The sequence below is a fragment of the Pseudomonas sp. 2FG genome (genome assembly GCF_005502935.1).
Lineage (GTDB): Bacteria > Pseudomonadota > Gammaproteobacteria > Pseudomonadales > Pseudomonadaceae > Aquipseudomonas.
In genome coordinates this window covers 180,386-196,254 of the sequence record NZ_SCMP01000004.1, presented here as the reverse complement: position 1 = coordinate 196,254, position 15,869 = coordinate 180,386, and the positions used below count along the sequence as shown (strand labels likewise).

At 64.8% G+C, this 15,869-nt stretch carries 12 protein-coding genes; 7 read left to right on the top strand and 5 right to left on the bottom strand.

The window, feature by feature from the left end; translation table 11 throughout:
• The first annotated feature begins 106 nt into the window (after nucleotides 1-106).
• From FFS13_RS06020 to FFS13_RS05990, 7 genes are all read left to right on the top strand, one after another.
• A complete protein-coding gene (locus tag FFS13_RS06020) occupies nucleotides 107-1,270 on the top strand; it encodes a type III PLP-dependent enzyme (RefSeq protein WP_137818201.1) in 1,164 nt (387 codons plus the stop codon).
• Between the two features lie 183 nt (nucleotides 1,271-1,453).
• A complete protein-coding gene (locus FFS13_RS06015; RefSeq protein WP_137818200.1) occupies nucleotides 1,454-3,679 on the top strand; it encodes a TonB-dependent siderophore receptor in 2,226 nt (741 codons plus the stop codon).
• A gap of 69 nt (nucleotides 3,680-3,748) precedes the next feature.
• Nucleotides 3,749-4,432, top strand: coding sequence for a Fe2+-dependent dioxygenase (locus FFS13_RS06010; protein ID WP_137818199.1), 684 nt, complete (start codon nucleotides 3,749-3,751; stop codon nucleotides 4,430-4,432).
• Nucleotides 4,433-4,541: 109 nt separating this feature from the next.
• Nucleotides 4,542-7,103 (top strand): sulfite reductase flavoprotein subunit alpha, encoded by a 2,562-nt coding sequence (locus FFS13_RS06005; protein ID WP_137818198.1) that lies wholly within the window; start codon nucleotides 4,542-4,544, stop codon nucleotides 7,101-7,103.
• 204 nt (nucleotides 7,104-7,307) lie between these two features.
• Nucleotides 7,308-8,051 (top strand): 5-oxoprolinase subunit PxpA, encoded by a 744-nt coding sequence (locus FFS13_RS06000; protein ID WP_137818197.1) that lies wholly within the window; start codon nucleotides 7,308-7,310, stop codon nucleotides 8,049-8,051.
• A gap of 7 nt (nucleotides 8,052-8,058) precedes the next feature.
• Nucleotides 8,059-8,736: a 5-oxoprolinase subunit PxpB gene (pxpB, locus tag FFS13_RS05995; RefSeq protein ID WP_171006428.1), complete on the top strand. Its 678-nt coding sequence runs from the start codon at nucleotides 8,059-8,061 to the stop codon at nucleotides 8,734-8,736.
• The gene (locus tag FFS13_RS05990) at nucleotides 8,733-9,653 is read left to right on the top strand and encodes a biotin-dependent carboxyltransferase family protein (RefSeq protein ID WP_137818196.1); all 921 of its coding nucleotides are present in this window, start codon (nucleotides 8,733-8,735) and stop codon (nucleotides 9,651-9,653) included. The genes pxpB and FFS13_RS05990 overlap by 4 nt, the downstream gene beginning before the upstream one ends.
• A gap of 197 nt (nucleotides 9,654-9,850) precedes the next feature.
• Here the strand turns inward: FFS13_RS05990 and FFS13_RS05985 are convergent, their stop codons facing one another.
• From FFS13_RS05985 to FFS13_RS05965, 5 genes are all read right to left on the bottom strand, one after another.
• Complete coding sequence (locus FFS13_RS05985; RefSeq protein WP_137818195.1) at nucleotides 9,851-10,834, bottom strand: peptide ABC transporter ATP-binding protein; 984 nt, start codon at nucleotides 10,832-10,834, stop codon at nucleotides 9,851-9,853.
• Nucleotides 10,831-11,817, bottom strand: a complete 987-nt coding sequence (locus FFS13_RS05980) for an ABC transporter ATP-binding protein (RefSeq protein ID WP_137818194.1) — start codon at nucleotides 11,815-11,817, stop codon at nucleotides 10,831-10,833. The genes FFS13_RS05985 and FFS13_RS05980 overlap by 4 nt, the downstream gene beginning before the upstream one ends.
• Before the next feature lie 135 nt (nucleotides 11,818-11,952).
• On the bottom strand, nucleotides 11,953-12,858 hold the full coding sequence (locus tag FFS13_RS05975; protein WP_137818193.1) for an ABC transporter permease subunit: 906 nt from the start codon (nucleotides 12,856-12,858) through the stop codon (nucleotides 11,953-11,955).
• Nucleotides 12,859-13,012: 154 nt separating this feature from the next.
• A complete protein-coding gene (locus tag FFS13_RS05970) occupies nucleotides 13,013-14,023 on the bottom strand; it encodes an ABC transporter permease subunit (protein ID WP_137818192.1) in 1,011 nt (336 codons plus the stop codon).
• A 147-nt stretch (nucleotides 14,024-14,170) separates the two neighbouring features.
• Nucleotides 14,171-15,772 carry an ABC transporter substrate-binding protein gene (locus FFS13_RS05965; protein WP_137818191.1) on the bottom strand — a complete coding sequence of 534 codons (1,602 nt, stop codon included), beginning with the start codon at nucleotides 15,770-15,772 and terminating at the stop codon, nucleotides 14,171-14,173.
• Between the last annotated feature and the right edge of the window lie 97 nt (nucleotides 15,773-15,869).

Genomic DNA, 15,869 nt, shown 5'->3' with positions numbered 1-15,869 from the left:
GAAGTAGGCGAACCAAAGTGGGGAAACGGATTAGACGTTCGCGGCTTTTCTACTGAAAGCCACCCCTTAACCACCTTTTGTTTGTTTTGCCAGATGGAGTCCCAGCATGTCGATTCAGGTCGAAGACTACTACGCGCGTGAAACCTTCCAGAAAATGAAGGCATTCGCCGATCAGCACGAAACCCCCTTCGTGGTGATCGACACCCAGATCATCAGCCAGGCCTACGACGACCTGCGCGCCGGTTTCGAGTTCGCCAAGGTCTACTACGCGGTGAAGGCCAACCCGGCCGTCGAGATCATCGATCTGCTCAAGGACAAGGGCTCGAACTTCGACATCGCCTCGATCTACGAGCTGGACAAGGTGATGAACCAGGGCGTTGGCCCGGAGCGCATCAGCTACGGCAACACCATCAAGAAATCCAGGGACATCCGCTACTTCTTCGAGAAGGGCGTGCGTATGTACGCCACCGACTCGGAAGCCGACCTGCGCAACATCGCCAAGGCCGCGCCGGGCTCGAAGGTCTATGTGCGCATCCTCACCGAAGGCTCGACCACGGCGGATTGGCCGCTGTCGCGCAAGTTTGGCTGCCAGACCGACATGGCCATGGATCTGCTGATCCTGGCCCGCGAGCTGGGCCTGGTGCCCTACGGCGTGTCCTTCCACGTCGGCTCGCAGCAGCGCGACATCAGCGTGTGGGACGCGGCCATCGCCAAGGTCAAGGTGATCTTCGAGCGCCTGAAGGAAGAAGACGGCATCGAGCTCAAGCTGATCAACATGGGCGGCGGCTTCCCGGCCAACTACATCACCCGGACCAACAGCCTGGAAACCTATGCCGAGGAGATCATCCGCTTCCTCAAGGAAGACTTTGGCGATGAGCTGCCGGAAATCATCCTCGAGCCGGGCCGCTCGCTGATCGCCAACGCCGGCATGCTGGTCAGTGAAGTGGTGCTGGTCGCGCGTAAGTCGCGCACCGCCGTTGAGCGTTGGGTCTATGTCGATGTCGGCAAGTTCTCCGGCCTGATCGAAACCATGGATGAGTCGATCAAGTTCCCGATCTGGACCGAGAAGAAGGGCGAGATGGAGGAGGTGGTGATTGCCGGCCCGACCTGCGACAGCGCCGACATCATGTACGAGAACTACAAGTACGGCCTGCCACTGAACCTGGCGATCGGCGATCGTCTCTACTGGCTGTCCACCGGGGCCTATACCACCAGCTACAGCGCGGTGGAGTTCAACGGCTTTCCGCCGCTGAAGGCCTTCTATTTGTAAGCCTTGAGTCAGATGACAAAACCCCGCCATGGCGGGGTTTTGTCGTTATGGGCCAGGGGGAGTCGGTGGGTACGCGCAGTTCCGTGGAAATATGTAAAGAGTTTGTAAAGATTGCTATTTGATGTTGATTGAGATTATTTCTCAAATAGAATCGCGCCTCATTTTGCTTGGGGAGTGATTCTTATGAACAAGAAAGCGATGTCCTCCAATTTGCCACAGCCTCGTCTGCTGGCTTCCGCTATCGGTCTCGCCATTGCGTCCTTCGCCTGTACAGGCCTGGCGGCAGAAGGCAGCAAGAGCCAAGCGGTGGAGCTGGGCGCGGTCAAGGTGCAAGGTAAGCAGGACCAGGAAAAGAGCTACAAAGTCGAGCAAGCCTCTTCGCCGAAGTACACCGCGCCGCTGCTGGACATTCCCCAGACCATCACAGTAGTGCCGGCCGCCGTGATCAAGGAGCAGAACGCGTTGAGCCTGCGCCAGGTGCTGTCCAACGTCTCCGGCATCACCTTCGGGGCCGGCGAGGGCGGCGCCTATGGCGACAGCATCAACATCCGCGGTTTCAGCGCCACCAACAACATCATGCTCGATGGCCTGCGCGACAGCGCCAACATCACCCGTTCCGACACCTTCAACCTGGAACAGGTGGAAGTGGTCAAGGGCCCGAGCTCGGTCTACGCCGGTGCCGGCGCCACGGCGGGCTCGATCAATATGGTCAGCAAAACGCCGAAACTCCGCGCCTCGAATAACCTCCAAGCCGGCCTCGGCACGGACGGCTACCATCGCCTGGCGGCGGATATCAACCAGCCGCTGGACGGCATCGAAGGTGCGGCCTTCCGCCTCAACCTGATGGCCCACGAGAACGACGTGGCCGGTCGCGAGCAGATCAACTACGAGCGTTGGGGCATCGCGCCCTCGGTCAGCTTCGGCCTCGGCACCCCGACCCGCCTGACCCTGAGCTACCTGCACCAGTCCGACCAGAATCTGCCGGACTACGGTCTGCCGGCCATCAATGGCAAGGTGGTGGGGGATGTGGACCGTGATACTTATTTCGGCTTCAGAAATATCGATACCGAAGAGGTCGATGTCGACTCCCTCACCGTCAAGTTCGAGCATGACTTCAACGAGCTGGTCAGCCTGAGCAACCTCGCGCGTTACAGCGAAACCGATAACCGCACCATCACCACGCGCAGCTACGTCACCCTGGTCGGCACCGATCAGTACCGCTATCGCAATAACACCGCCGGCGTGGGCCGCGACACCACCACCAAGCTGGCGATCAACCAGACCAACCTGACCTGGAACTTCGCCACTGGTTTTATCGACCATACGCTGGTGACTGGCGCCGAAGTCTCCCGCGAGACCCTGGACCGCTTCGGTATCAGCTACAACCTGGATACGAGCCGGGTCTACGCCCTGCATAACCCGCCGGGTTACTACAGCGGTCCGACCAATAAGACCAAGACCTCGACGCTGGACTCCGAGCTGACCGACAAGGCCTTGTATGCCTTTGACACCTTGGCGCTGAATGATCAGTGGGACCTGAGCCTCGGCGTGCGCTATGAGAAGTTCGAAGGCGAGAGCGATAGCGTGGTGTTCGCGAACAATCCGCCGCGCACCCAGTTCGAGTCCTCGGATGAAGTGGTCAGCGGTCGAGTTGGGCTGGCTTACAAGCCGGTCGAGAACGGCACGGTTTATGTGGCCTGGGGCAACTCCTTCAACCCTTCGGCGCAAGGTGTGGCCACCACCGGTACCGGCCTGAGCGCGGACAATGAGAATCTCGATCCGGAGAAGAACGAAACCTGGGAGCTGGGGACCAAGTGGGAACTGCTGGATCAGCGCCTGTCGCTTAACGCGGCGATCTTCCGAGTTGAGAAGACCAATGGCCGGATCGATGCCGACGTCACGGGTAACAGCAATATCACCCAGTTCGTCCTGGAGGGCGTGCAGCGCGTCGACGGTATAGAATTGGGGGTGTCCGGCAAGATCACCGACAAGTGGCAGGCGTTCGCCACCTACACCCAACTGAGCAGCGAAATCGTCAAGGCGGGCGCCTCTGTTGCCGATCAGGCGCAGGAAGGTCAAGCGCTGGCCAACACCCCGCCGCGCTCCTTCAGCCTGTGGAACACCTACCAGTTGCCGGCTGATTTCGAGCTGGGTTATGGGGTGCAGTTCGTCGATGAGCGCAACGTCGCCAACGCCGGCACTGCGAAGGTCGACTCCTACTGGGTGCACGGCGCCATGCTGGGCTACCAGGCCAGCAAAGAGCTGGGCTTGCAGTTGAACGTCAACAACCTGTTCGACGAGGAGTATTACGACCGCCTGCGTACCAGCGTTGGCACTAACGCCACGACGGGCGGTATGGTCCCCGGCGACGGTCGCTCCGCCGTGTTGACCGCCAACTACTCGTTCTAAAGCTTAAAACCGTTGCAATCAAAGCCCCGCCCATTCGGCGGGGTTTTGGCGTATCAGGAGATCGTCGCGATGATGGTGCATATCCCCAAGGTGTTGACCCCCGAACAGGTCGCCGATTGCCGGCGCCTGCTGCAACAGGCGCAGTGGATCGATGGCAAGGCCACGGCCGGTTTCCAGTCGGCATTGGCCAAGGACAATCTGCAGCTGCCCGAGGACAGCCCCGAGGGCCGGCAGATGGGCGAACTGATTCTCCAAGCATTGAGCCGCAACCCGTTGTTCGTCTCGGCGGCGTTGCCGAGCAAGGTGTTCCCGCCGCTGTTCAATTGCTACCAGGGCGGCCAGTCGTTCGGCCTGCATGTGGATAACGCAGTGCGCGAGGTGCGCGCTACTGGCGAGAAGATTCGTACCGACCTGTCCGCCACCCTGTTCTTCACCAGTCCCGACGAGTACGACGGCGGCGAACTGTTGGTGGAGGACACCTACGGCGCCCACAGCGTCAAGCTGGCGGCCGGCGATTTGATCCTCTATCCGTCCACCAGCCTGCACCGGGTCAATCCGGTGACCCGCGGTGCGCGGGTTTGCTCGTTCTTCTGGCTGCAGAGCATGGTGCGCGACGACGGCCAACGCACCTTGCTGTTCGATCTGGACAGCAGCATCCAGCAGCTCAACCGCGAACTGGGTGCCGGGCATGCCAGCAGCGTGCAGCTGACCGGGGTGTACCACAACCTGCTGCGGCGCTGGGCCGATGTCTGAGCCCGGCCGGTGCAGAGTAAAGACTAGGTAAAAGCGTACTGTTGCAACTGATTCGCAACTAGAATCGCCTCTCCATGGGCTCCGGCTTTCGTTGTGCAAGGTGTTCGTCGTGTTGAAGAAAATCCTGTTTCAGCTGCACTGGTTCTTCGGTATCACTGCCGGCCTGGTCCTGGCCCTGATGGGCGTGACCGGCGCGCTGTACTCCTTTGAAGGCGAGATCATGGGCGCCCTCAACCCGGACAGCTTGCGGGTTCAGGTGCGTGAGTCCGGCGTGCTGGCGCCGGCCGAGTTGGTGCAGAAGATCGAGACCGCCGCAGGCAAGACGGTTTCCGGGCTATGGCTGGAAACCCACGGCGATAACGCCGCACGGGTGTTCTTCAGCCCGCCGCCGGGCGAGCGGCGCGGGCCGATGCGCTATTTCGACCCCTACAGCGGCGAGTTGCTGGACGAGCCGACGGGGCAGCAGTTTTTTGGCCTGATGCTGCAGCTGCACCGCTTCCTCGCCCTGGGTGAGTTCGGCAAGCAGATCACCGCGGCCTGCACCTTGATTCTCATCTTCTTCTGCCTATCCGGCCTCTATCTGCGCTGGCCACGCCAGGCGCTGAACTGGCGCGCCTGGCTGTGCCTGGATTGGGCGCGCAAGGGGCGGAGCTTCAACTGGGATCTGCACTCGGTGGCCGGGACCTGGTGCCTGGCGTTTTATCTGTTGGCGTCGCTGACCGGGCTGTATTGGTCCTACGACTGGTATCGCGCGGGGCTGACCCGGCTGCTGAGCGATGCACCCGCCGGCGAGCAGCGCGGCAAGGGCGAGGGCCGCCGCGACGGTGGCAAACCCGGTATGCAGACGCCATCCGGCCCGCCGCCGGTGGTGGATTACCCGGCGCTCTGGAGCAGCATCCAGACCGCCGCCGGCCCGCAGCTGAGCGCCTACAACCTGCGTTTGCCACCGGTGGCCGGCCAGCCGGCGACTGTGTTCTATCTGTTGGAAAACTCGCCGCATGAACGGGCGCTCAACCAGCTCCAGCTGGACCCGGTCAGCGGCAAGATCGCCCGGCATCAGCGTTATGCCGAGCAACCCTTCGGCGGTCAGCTGCTCGCCAGCATCTACGCCCTGCATGTCGGCAGCTACTTCGGCCTGCTCGGGCGCATCCTGATGATGCTCGCCAGCCTGACGATGCCACTGTTTGCGATCACCGGCTGGTTGCTCTACCTCGATCGTCGCCGCAAGCAGCGCCAGGTGCGCGCCGCCCGTGGTGGCTTGGCCGTCAGTGTCGGCACCGCCGAGGGTTGGCTGATCGGCTTCGCCAGCCAGAGCGGTTTCGCCGAACAGCTGGCCTGGCAGACGGCCGGGCAACTGCAGGCCGCCGGCCATCCGGTGCGGGTGCAGCCGCTGGCCACGCTGGACGAGCAGAGCCTGCGCCAGGCGCAGAACGCGTTGTTCGTGGTCAGCACCTTCGGTGACGGCGAGGCACCGGACAGCGCCCGCGGTTTCGAGCGCAAGCTGCTCGGCCAAGCCGTGACCCTGGACAACCTGAGGTACGCCGTACTGGCCCTGGGCGACCGGCAGTACGCGCAATTCTGCGGCTTTGCCCGGCGCTTGCACGCCTGGCTCGACCAGCAGGGCGCCCAGAGTCTGTTCGCGCCGGTGGAGGTGGATAACGGTGACGGCAGCGCATTGCAGCACTGGCAACAGCAGCTCGGCCAATTGACCGGCAGCCTGGCGCCTGCGGTCTGGCAGGCGCCAGACTTCGCCAACTGGACCTTGAGCGGGCGTGAGTTGCTGAACGCGGGCAGCGCGGGTGCGCCGACCTTCCTGGTGCGGCTGTTGGTGCCGAACGGTACGGTGGCCGATTGGTTGGCTGGCGACCTGGTGGAGGTGCTGCCGCGCAACAGCGCCACAGCGGTCGAGGCCTTTCTCGCCGGCCTGGGCGTGGCGGCACAGACCTCGGTGCAACTGGCCGGCCTGAGCGAAACCCTGGCCCAGGCACTGGCGAGCCGGCAACTGCCGAGCAGCCGCGAGCATTTGGTCGGCCTGCATGCGCAAGCCCTGGTCGATGCGTTGATTCCGCTGGCCGCGCGCGAATACTCGATAGCCTCCTTGCCCAGCGATGGCGCGCTGGAGCTGATAGTGCGTCAGGAATGCCACGCGGACGGCAGCCTGGGCCTGGGTTCCGGCTGGTTGACCGAGCACGCGTCGGTCGGTACGACGGTCAGCCTGCGCCTGCGTCGCAACAGCGGCTTCCATCTGCCGGCAGAGCCGCGGCCGTTGATCCTGCTGGGTAACGGCACCGGCTTGGCGGGCCTGCGCAGCCTGCTCAAGGCGCGGATTGCCGAGGGCAGCACACGCAACTGGCTGCTGTTCGGCGAGCGTAACGCCGCCCACGACTTCTTCTGTCGCACTGAGCTGCAAGGCTGGTTGGCGGACGGCGATTTGACCCGCCTGGGCCTGGCCTTCTCCCGTGATCAGGCGCAGAAGATCTACGTGCAGGACCGCCTGCGCGAGGCCGCGGATGAGCTGCGCAACTGGCTGGCCGAGGGTGCGGCGATCTATGTCTGCGGCAGCCTGCTGGGCATGGCCGAGGGCGTCGACCGGGTGTTGCACGAACTGCTCGGCGTCGAGGCGGTGCAGCAACTGACGGAAGAGGGCCGCTACCGTCGCGACGTTTACTGACGTGGTGGCCGGCCGAGCGCATAGGTAGGGTGTACTCGCCGCAGGCAGTACGCCAGGAGCACGAGCCACCCTGCGCAGTACGCCGAAGAGCCATGGGTTGGCGGGCTGCCGCTGCGCGGCGAGACCGCCCTACACCGCCGCGCTTTGCTCTGCTTTGTTGTTGCACGCTTCCCGCCACGCCGCCGCGGCTCTAAGCTTGAGGGCATGAATAGAATCCTCTTGAACTGCGATATGGGTGAAAGCTTCGGCGTCTGGAGCCTGGGCGACGATGCTCACGCCATGCCGCTGGTGGATCAGGCCAACCTGGCCTGTGGCTTCCACGCCGCCGATCCGCTGACCATGCAGCGCACCGTGGCCCTGGCGGTGCAGCACGGCGTGGCGATTGGCGCCCATCCGGCTTATCCGGATCTGCTGGGCTTCGGCCGCCGTCATCTGGCCTGTTCGGCGGAGGAGGTGCAGGCCTTGGTGCTGTATCAGTTGGGCGCGCTGGAGGCCTTCTGCCGCGCCGCGGGTAGCCAATTGGCCTACGTCAAACCCCATGGCGCGCTGTACAACGACCTGGTCCGCGACGACGGCTTACTGACCGCGGTGCTGCAAGCCTGTGCCGCCTTTCGCCCGGGCTTGCCGCTGATGGTGCTGGCCCTGGCCGACAACCGTCGCGAACAGCGCCTGGCCGCGGCCGCCGGGGTGCCGCTGTTGTTCGAGGCCTTCGCCGACCGCGCGTACCTGGCCGATGGCCAACTGGCGCCACGCCGCCTGGCCGGTGCGCTGCACCATGATCCCGAGCGGATCTTGCAGCAGGCCCTGGCGATTGCCCGCGCCGAACCCTTCCCCGATCTGGATGGCGCGCCGCTGCAACTGCGCGCCGACAGCCTCTGCGTGCATGGCGATAATGCCGAGTCGCTGGCCGTGCTGCGGCGTCTGCGCGCGCTGTTGGACGCGGCATGAGCCGGCGATGATGCGCATCGAACCGGCCGGTGCGCAAGCGCTGTTGCTGGTGCTGGCCGAAGCCCCGGATGCGGATCTGCCGCTGCGCATCGCGCGGCTGGCCGAGCGTATCCGTCAGTGTCTAGGCCCGCTGCTGATCGACCTGGTGCCCGGCTGGACCAGCCTGCTGCTGCACTACGACCTGATGCGCACCGATCACCTGCACTTGGCGGCGCAGCTGGCGCCCCTGCTGGAAGCTTGGCAGGCCGAGCCGCCGCCCAGCAATGCCGGGCGCTTACAGCAAATCCCTATCTGGTACGCCGCCGAAGACCTCGCCGCCGTGGCCGCCGCCTGCGGTTTGAGCGTGGCCGAGGTGATCGAGTTGCACAGCGCGGGCGAATACCGGGTCGGCGCCATAGGTTTCGCCCCGGGCTTCGCCTACCTCGGCGAGCTGGACGCGCGTCTGGCGCTGCCGCGCCGTGCCACTCCGCGCACGCGGGTGCCGGCCGGTAGCTTGGCGATTGCCGAACGCCAGACCGCGATCTACCCACAAGCCGCGCCAGGCGGCTGGCACCTGATTGGCCGTTGCCCGTGGCGCCTGTTCGATGCCCAGGCGACGCCAGTGTGCCCGCTGGCGCTGGGCGACCGAGTGCGCTTCGTACCGATCGATCGGCACACCTACCTCGCCGAGAGGGGGGAGCTGTGAGGGGGCTCAAGGTCATCAAGCCGGGCCCCTTGAGCCTGTTGCAGGATGCCGGGCGTTTCGGCTGGCAGCATCTCGGCGTCTCCCCAGCCGGGGTAGTGGATCAGCAGGCGGCGGCCTGGGCCAATCGGCTGCTGGGCAATGCGTGGGGCACGCCGCTGTTGGAGGTCGCGCTCGGCGGGCTGGAGCTGGAAAGCCAGGTGGATACCTGGGTCGCCGTCTGCGGCGCGGATCTGCCGATCCAGGTGGCGGGGCAGGTGCGGCCGGGTTGGTCGCGTTTTCCGCTACGGGCCGGCCAGCGCTTGAGCCTGGGGTTTGCCCGCAGCGGCCAGCGCGGTTATCTGGCGGCGGTCGGTGGCTTTAGCGCACCGCCGGTGCTGGGCAGTGTCGCCTGTCAGGTGCGCGAGGGGTTGGGCGGTGTGCACGCCGATGGCCGCGCGCTGCTGGCCGGCGACTGCCTGGGTTGTGCGCCGGCGCAGTTGCCCTGTCCGGCCAGCGTGCCCTGGCCCTATGTCCCGGACTATCGGCAGCTGCCCTTGCTGCGGGTGATCACGGGCGGCGATGCGGCCAGCTTCGGCGAAGACCAGGTGCAAGCCTTCTTCGCCCAACACTGGCAGCTCAGCCCGCAGTCCGACCGCATGGGCGCACGCTTGCAGGGGCAGGCGTTGAGCGTGCCGGCGCGGCAATGGTCGTTGGGGGTGGCGACGGGCGCCATTCAGGTGCCGCCGGATGGTCAGCCGATCGTGCTGCTGGCCGACCGGCAGACCATGGGCGGTTATCCGCTGCTCGGTTGGCTACATCCGCTGGATCTGGGGCGACTGGCGCAATGCCCGGCGCAGCAGAACCTGCGCTTCACCGTGATCAGCCTGAGCGATGCGCAGGCCGAGTTGCGCGAGTTCTACCGATTTTTCGGGTGCTAGAAGAGAGTGACGGATGTAGGCGTAGGGTGGATGACGCTCTGTTCATCCACCTTCTCTCGTTCAGCCTCGATGGTGGATGGAAAAGCGCCATCCACCCTACGTTTCTACAGTTGCAGCACGCACACTCCATCCCCTCGCCCCTTGGGGGAGAGGGTTAGGGAGAGGGGGGGGCAAAGCGCGGCGCAATCCGAGAGGGGCTACGGCAAGACCACCGCGTTGATCCGCTCGGCATGGTGGCAAGCCACCTGCCGCGCATCCAGCAGACGTAGCGCCGGCTCCTCCACGCTGCACAGCTCGGTGGCATAGGGACAGCGCTTGTGGAAGGCGCAGCCCGAAGGCGGGTCGAGCGGGTTGGGCAGTTCGCCGACTATCTTGATCTTCGGCTTCAGCGGGTCCGGGTGGATGGTCGGCGTGGCCGAGAGCAGCGCCTGGGTGTAGGGGTGCAGCGGGCGGCTGTAGATCAACGCCTTCGGGCCCATCTCCACCGGGCGGCCGAGGTACATCACCAGCACCTGATCGGCGACATGCCGCACCACCGAGAGGTTGTGCGAGATGAACACGTAGGCGGTGTTGAACTCTTCCTGCAGGTCCATAAACAGGTTGAGCACCTGGGCCTGGATCGACACGTCGAGTGCCGAGGTCGGTTCGTCCGCCACCAGCACCTTGGGGTGGAGCATCATCGCCCGCGCCAGGGCGATCCGCTGGCGCTGACCGCCGGAGAACATATGCGGGTAGCGCTGGTAATGCTCGGGGCGCAGGCCGACCTGCTGCATCATCGCTTGGACCTTCTCGCGTCGTTCGCTGCGCGACAGCGCGGTGTTGATCAGCAGCGGTTCGGCCAGTTGATCGCCGATCTTCTGCCGCGGGTTGAGCGAGGCGTAGGGGCTTTGGAAGACCATCTGCACATCGCGGCGCAGTTGCTTGCGTTCGGCCTTGCTGGCACCTGTGACTTCCTGGCCGCCAATCTGCAGTGAGCCGGACGAGGGTTCCTCGATCAGGGTCAGGGCACGGGCCAGGGTGGACTTGCCGCAGCCGGACTCGCCAACCACGGCCAGGGTCTGGCCCGCCTCCAGTTCGAAGGACACCCCGTTCAAGGCGCGCACGGTGGCATGGCCCTTGAACAGGCCGCGGGACACCTCGTAATGGCGGGTGAGATCGCGGGCGGTCAGTACGACACTCATCGCGTCACCTCCTGATTCGATGGCAACTGGTTCAGTGGGAAGAAGCAACGCACGGCCCCCAGCGCGCTCGGGTCGAGGCTCGGGCGTTGGGCACGGCAGCGCTCTTGGACATAGGGGCAGCGCGGCGCAAGCAGGCAACCGTGGGGGCGGTCGTAACGGCCGGGGACTATGCCCGGCAGCGTGGACAGGCGCGCGGCACCCTGGCAATGCTCGGGGATCGCCGCCAGCAGGGCTTCGGTGTAGGGGTGCGCCGGCGCATCGAACAGCTCCGGCACCTTGCCGACTTCCACCGCCTGGCCGGCATACATCACGCAGACGCGGTCGGCGGTTTCCGCCACTACCGCGAGGTCGTGGGTGATCAGCACCAGGGCCATATTCCGGTCGCGTTGCAGATCGAGCAGCAGGTCCATGATTTGCGCCTGGATGGTGACGTCCAGCGCGGTGGTCGGCTCGTCGGCGATCAGCAGTTTCGGCTCGCCGGCAATCGCCATGGCGATCGCCACGCGCTGGCTCATGCCGCCGGAAAGCTGGTGCGGATAAGCGTTCAAGCGGCTGGCGGCGCCGGGAATCTCGACCCGTTCGAGCAGTTCCAGCGCCCGTTGGCGGGCGGCCTTGGCGGACAGGCCGAGGTGTTGGCGGAGCACTTCCTCGATCTGGAAGCCCACGGTGTAGCTGGGGTTAAGGGCGGTCATCGGGTCCTGGAAGACCATGGCCAGGTCTTTGCCGATGATCCGTCGACGTTGCCGACCTTTCAGCGTGAGCATGTCGGTGCCATCGAATTGCAGGCTGTCGGCCTGGACTATGCCGGGGGCGTCGATCAGCCCCATCAGCGCCAGCATGGTCACCGATTTGCCGGAGCCGGACTCGCCGACTATGGCCAGCACTTCGCCCTTCTCGACGGACAGATCGAGGCCGTCGACCACCGGCACGGCATTCGCGTCGCCGAAGCGCACGCTGAGGTTCTTGATATCCAGAAGGCTCATGCGCGGTGCTCCTGTCCGTTGTGGTGCGCACGGCGCACCCTACAGATCGTCGGGCGCATACGGGGCATCGCTGTAGGGTGCGCCGCGCGCACCAGGGTTTGGCGCTTGGTTATTTGGCTGCTCATGACGGGCTCCTCAGACTGCATTCTTGAGTTTCGGGTCGAGTGCATCGCGCAAGCCATCGCCCATCAGGTTGATCGCCAACACGCTGAGCAGGATGGTCAGGCCGGGCAGGCTGACCACCCACCAGGCGCGTTCTATGTAGTCGCGCGCCGAGGCCAGCATGGTGCCCCACTCCGGGGTGGGCGGCTGGACGCCGAGGCCGAGAAAGCCCAGCGCGGCGGCATCCAGAATCGCCGAGGAAAAGCTCAGGCTGGCCTGCACGATCAGCGGGGCCATGCAGTTGGGCAGCACGGTGATAAACATCAGGCGCGGCAAGCCGGCGCCGGCCAGACGCGCGGCGGTGACGTAGTCGCGGTTCAGTTCACCCATCACCGCGGCGCGGGTCAGGCGCACATAAGACGGCAGCGACACGACGGCGATCGCGATTACCGTATTGATCAGTCCTGGGCCGAGGATGGCGACAATCGCCACCGCCAGCAGCAGCGAGGGCAGGGCCAGCATCACGTCCATCACGCGCATGATCGCGGGGCCGAGGACACGCGGGAAGAAGCCGCCGAGCAGGCCGAGGAAAATCCCCGGAATCAGCGACATCAGCACCGAGCTCAAACCGATCAGCAGCGACAGGCGCGAACCATGGATCAAGCGCGACAGCAGGTCACGACCGAGCTCGTCGGTGCCCAGCAGGAACTGCGCATTGCCGCCCTCCAGCCAGACCGGCGGGGTCAGCAGGAACTCGCGAAACTGCTCGCTCGGATCGTGCGGCGCCACCCAGGGCGCAAACAGCGCGCAGAACAGGATCAGCAGCATGAACAGCAGGCCGGCGACCGCGCCCTTGTTGCGCGCGAAGGCTTGCCAGAATTCTTTCAGCGGCGAGGGATAGAGGGCGCTCGGGTCGGCCAGCGTGGTAGTGGTATTCATGTTTGCCTCCACAGAAGGTGTTTTCAAAATCGTCGAGCGAAGGTCAGGCAAGGCAAAAATGGCTAAGGACGCGGAGTTTACGAGCTGTAAATGAGCAGTCCGAAGCCATTTTTAACGCCGCCTCACCGATGCGCAGACAGTTTGAAACAGCTTCTTAGCGTTGATGACGGATGCGTGGATTGACCAGGCCATAGAGGATGTCCACGCCGAAATTGACCAGGATCACCAGGCAGGCGATCAACAGGATGCCGTTCTGCACCACCGGGTAATCGCGGGCGCCGATCGACTCGATCAGCCATTTACCGATGCCCGGCCAGGAGAAGATGGTCTCGGTCAGCACCGCGCCGGACAGCAGCGTGCCGACCTGCAGGCCGAACACTGTCAGCACCGGGATCAGCGCATTGCGCAGGCCATGCACGAAGATCACGCGGGCCGGCGACAGGCCCTTGGCGCGCGCGGTGCGCACGTAGTCTTCGCGCAGCACTTCGAGCATCGCCGAGCGGGTCATCCGTGCTATCACCGCCAAGGGGATGGTGCCCAGCACTATGGCCGGCAGGATCAGATGCCGGAGGGCGTCGATAAAGGCCCCTTCCTCATCGCCGAGCAGGGTGTCGATGAGCATGAAGCCGGTGACCGGCTCGATGTCGTAGAGCAGGTCGATGCGGCCGGAGACCGGCGTCCAGCCGAGGCCGACGGAGAAGAACATGATCAGCAGCAGGCCCCACCAGAAAATCGGCATGGAGTAGCCGGCCAGGGAGATGCCCATCACCCCATGGTCGAACAATGAGCCGCGCTTCAACGCCGCGATCACCCCGGCCAGCAGGCCGAGCGTGCCGGCGAACAGCAGGGCGGCGAGGGACAGCTCCAGGGTCGCCGGAAACAGGGTGAGGAACTCGTGCCAGACGCTCTCGCGGGTGCGCAGCGATTCGCCCAAATTACCCTGGGCGAGGTCGCCGATGTAGTTCAGGTACTGTTCATACAGGGGCTTGTTCAGGCCCAGGCGCTCCAGGGCCTGGGCGTGCATTTCCGGGTCGACGCGGCGTTCACCCATCATCACCTCCACCGGGTCGCCGGGGATCAGGCGGATCAGCGCGAAGGTCAGCAAGGTGATGCCGAAGAAGGTGGGGATCAACAGCCCCAGGCGGCGGGCGATAAAGGACAGCATGGTGTTTCGGCACTCCACATCAGGTTCATCTGCTCGACTGGCTGCATAGGCCGGTCGGTTCGTTATGTTTGTGTAGGCGCGGATTTATCCGCGAAGAGGGCGCCTCGGTAGCCCAAGCGCATCGCGGATAAATCCGCTCCTACAGGTTCATTTAAGTTCTACCCTGGAAAAGTTATTCGAGCCCAGCGGGCTCAGGACGAAACCGTCCACGTCGCGGCGCAGTGCGCTGAATTGCTTGGGATGGGCCAGGGGAATCCACGGCGCTTGCTTATGGAAAATCGCCAGTGCCTGGCGGTACAGTTCGGCGCGCTGCGCTTGCTCAGGCACCTGGCGGGCCTTGGTGATCAGCGCGTCGAACTGCGGATCGCACCAGCCGGCCTGGTTCTCGCCACTTTCCGCGGCGGCGCAGGACAGGTTCGGCGTGAGGCAGTTGTCCGGGTCGCCGTTGTCGCCGGCCAAGCCCATAAACACCAGATCATGTTCACCGTGCTTCGCCCGCTTGATCAGCTCGCCCCATTCGTACACGCGGATATCCGCTTGGATGCCGATCTTCGCCAGGTCGGCCTGCAGCATTTGCGCCCCGATGCCGGGGTTGGGGTTAGTCGGCCCGCCACCGGGGCGGGTCCAGATCGACAGGTGGAAGCCGTCTTGCTGGCCGGCCGCCTTGAGCAACTGGCGGGCGCGCTCCAGGTCGTGTGGCCAGCCTTTGAGGCTCGCATCGTGGCCCCACAGCGTCGGCGGGTAGGGCGCCACTGCGGGGCTGGCGCCGCCTGCGCCGAATTGGGCGCGCAGGTAGACGGTTTTATCGAAGGCCAGATTGAGCGCCTGGCGCACGCGCACATCGTCCAGGGGCGGATGCCGAGTGTTCAGGGCGACATAGGCAACCAGCAGCGAGTCCAGTTCCAACACCTTGAGCTCGGGATCGCCGCGCAGGGCCGGAATATCGGTCGGCCGCGGGTAGAGCGCGACTTGGCAGTCGCCGGCCTTGAGTTGTTGCTGGCGCACGTTGGGGTCGGGGCTGATGGCGAAGATCAGCCGCGCCAGTTTGGGCGCACCGTCCCAGTAATCGGGGTTGGCGCGAAAGCGCACTTGCGCGTCCTTGCTGTAGCGCTCGAAGACAAAGGGCCCGGTGCCGATCGGCTGCTGGTTGAGCCTGTCCGGCTGCCCCTGGGCGAGCAACTGCGCGGCATATTCCGCGGAATAGATGGAGGCGAAACCCATGGCCAGATCGGCCAGGAACGGCGCCTCCGGATGCTTCAGGGTGAAACGTACGGTGCTGGCGTCGAGCTTGTCGATGCGCTCGATCAGCGCCGCCATGCCCATCGACTCGGCGTAGGGAAAGCCCCGGCCGGCCAGTTGGTGCCAGGGGTGCTGCGGGTCGAGCTGGCGCTGGAAGCTCCACAGCACATCGTCGGCATTCAGGTTGCGGCTTGGGTTGAAGGCCTTGCTGTGATGAAACTTCACCCCTTGGCGCAGGTGAAAGGTGTAGCTCAAGCCGTCTGCGGAGATGTCCCAGCGCTCGGCCAGGCCGGGGCGCAGCTCGGTGCTGCCGGGTACGAAACTCACCAGCCGGTCGAACACCGTTTCCGCCGAAGCATCGGCGGTAGTTGCCGCGGTGTATTGAACGATGTCGAAGCCTTCGGGGCTGGCCTCGGTGCAGACCACCAGGGTGTCGGAAGCGGCCTGCGCAGTGCCGGCCAGTAGCGCGGCCAACAGCAGGCTGGAAAACAGAAAATTGCGGCTGGGCATCGGATATTCCCCCAGGGTACGACGGTTCATGCAGATGACGGCCGGGTGGGCCGCCGCTGCACGGTTGCCGGGCCGGTGGGTAACCGGCTCGGCAATA

What these genes read in the sequence shown, in the direction of transcription:
- FFS13_RS06020 (WP_137818201.1), top strand. Translation starts at nt 107, where the DNA reads ATGTCGATTCAGGTCGAAGACTACTACGCGCGTGAAACCTTCCAGAAA.
- FFS13_RS06015 (WP_137818200.1), top strand. Translation starts at nt 1,454, where the DNA reads ATGAACAAGAAAGCGATGTCCTCCAATTTGCCACAGCCTCGTCTGCTG.
- FFS13_RS06010 (WP_137818199.1), top strand. Translation starts at nt 3,749, where the DNA reads ATGATGGTGCATATCCCCAAGGTGTTGACCCCCGAACAGGTCGCCGAT.
- FFS13_RS06000 (WP_137818197.1), top strand. Translation starts at nt 7,308, where the DNA reads ATGAATAGAATCCTCTTGAACTGCGATATGGGTGAAAGCTTCGGCGTC.
- pxpB (WP_171006428.1), top strand. Translation starts at nt 8,059, where the DNA reads ATGATGCGCATCGAACCGGCCGGTGCGCAAGCGCTGTTGCTGGTGCTG.
- FFS13_RS05985 (WP_137818195.1), bottom strand. Translation starts at nt 10,834, where the DNA reads ATGAGTGTCGTACTGACCGCCCGCGATCTCACCCGCCATTACGAGGTG.
- FFS13_RS05980 (WP_137818194.1), bottom strand. Translation starts at nt 11,817, where the DNA reads ATGAGCCTTCTGGATATCAAGAACCTCAGCGTGCGCTTCGGCGACGCG.
- FFS13_RS05975 (WP_137818193.1), bottom strand. Translation starts at nt 12,858, where the DNA reads ATGAATACCACTACCACGCTGGCCGACCCGAGCGCCCTCTATCCCTCG.
- FFS13_RS05970 (WP_137818192.1), bottom strand. Translation starts at nt 14,023, where the DNA reads ATGCTGTCCTTTATCGCCCGCCGCCTGGGGCTGTTGATCCCCACCTTC.
- FFS13_RS05965 (WP_137818191.1), bottom strand. Translation starts at nt 15,772, where the DNA reads ATGCCCAGCCGCAATTTTCTGTTTTCCAGCCTGCTGTTGGCCGCGCTA.